Here is a 1,597-nt window from a genome sequence, read left to right on the forward strand (position 1 = left end):
GTGCAGATGGAGGACCAGAACCGGCTGGCCATGGAAGCCGGCACGGCCGCGTTCGAGCTGAACTACCCGTACGTCTATCCGTCGATGAAGGCCGACAACCCGAAGCTGTTCAAGGTATTCAAGTACGCGCCGTACCCGAGCGTGATCCCGGGCACCCGGGCCAGGGTGACGATCGGCGGCATCGATCTGGCGGTCAGCTCCTACTCCCCGCACGCGCAGCTCGCCTTCCAGGCGGCGCTGTGCTTGCGCAACGCCGACAACCAGCTGATCGCCGCGGTCAAGGGCGGGCTGCCGCCCACGCTGGCCAGCGTCTACAGCAACCCGAAGATGCAGGGCCCCTACCCGTTCCGGCAGCTGATCCTGCAGCAGGTCAACAACGGGTCCGTGCGGCCCAAGACCCCGCTCTACCAGGTCGTGTCGGTGGCGATCTCGCACCAGGTCTCGCCGCCCAGCTCGATCAACCCGGTGAGCACGGAGCAGAACATGAGGACGCAGATCAACAACGCCCTGACCGGAAAGGGGCTGACTCCGTGAGCGCCCCGCGCACGCCCAGAGAGGTGGAGACATGACCACCGTCACTCCTCCGGTTACCGCCCAGGAACCCGCCACCGGGCGCCACGGACGGGCCCGGCTGTCCGAAGGGGCCCGCGCGGAACGGCGGCTGGGCTGGATGCTGTGCGCGCCCGCGGTGATCGTCATGGTCGCGGTGACCGCGTACCCGATCGGCTACGCCATCTACCTGTCGCTCGAGCGCTACATCATGTCGTCCCCGCAGCTGACCAAGTTCGTCGGGCTGAGCAACTACGGGGCCGTGCTCAGCTCCCCGTTCTGGTGGCACGCGCTGGTGGTGACCATCATCATCACGGTGGTGTCGGTGGCCATCGAGTTCGCGCTCGGCATGGCGCTGGCGCTGCTGATGTACCGGACGATCTGGGGGAAGGGCGGGGTCCGCACCACGATCCTGATCCCCTACGGGATCGTGACCGTGGCCGCCGCGTTCAGCTGGCTGTACGCCTGGACACCGAGCACCGGGTACCTGTCCGCGGCGTTCGGGAACGCAGCCCCGCTGACCTCCACGACCCAGGCGATCGGTGTCATCATCCTGGCCGAGATCTGGAAGACCACGGCGTTCATGGCGCTGCTGCTGATGGCCGGGCTGTCACTGGTGCCCGAGGACCTGCTCAAGGCGGCCAAGGTGGACGGGGCGACCGCCTGGCAGCGGTTCACCCGGGTGATGCTGCCGCTGATGAAGCCCGCGATCCTGGTGGCGCTGCTGTTCCGGTCGCTCGACGCGTTCCGGATCTTCGACAACATCTACATCCTCACCCAGGGCAACAACGGCACCGGGTCGGTGTCCATTCTCACCTACGACAACCTGTTCACCGGGCTGAACCTGGGCCTCGGCTCGGCGCTGTCCGTCCTGATCCTGATCTGCGTGGCGATCATCGCGGTGGTGTTCATCAGGATCTTCGGCGCAGCCGCTCCCGGATCGGACCTACGGCGATGATGTCGGCTACGCGAGCAACGGAGGTGCGACGCTGATGGCAACGACGACACCGGCGAAGGTCGGGTGGAGTGTCGCGAACATCGTCACGAT

Annotated in this window: 2 protein-coding genes; both read left to right on the forward strand. The window is 66.7% G+C overall.

Going from position 1 to position 1,597, the window contains the following annotated elements; all coding sequences use genetic code 11:
- The coding region (locus WCA10_RS22245) for a type 2 periplasmic-binding domain-containing protein (RefSeq protein WP_472824728.1) at nucleotides 1-534 on the forward strand (534 nt) is incomplete at its 5' end.
- A 31-nt stretch (nucleotides 535-565) separates the two neighbouring features.
- Nucleotides 566-1,507, forward strand: coding sequence for a carbohydrate ABC transporter permease (locus WCA10_RS22250; RefSeq protein ID WP_472824729.1), 942 nt, complete (start codon nucleotides 566-568; stop codon nucleotides 1,505-1,507).
- Nucleotides 1,508-1,597 lie beyond the last annotated feature (90 nt).

It is taken from the genome of Occallatibacter sp. (assembly GCF_049582745.1).
GTDB lineage: Bacteria > Acidobacteriota > Terriglobia > Terriglobales > Acidobacteriaceae > Telmatobacter.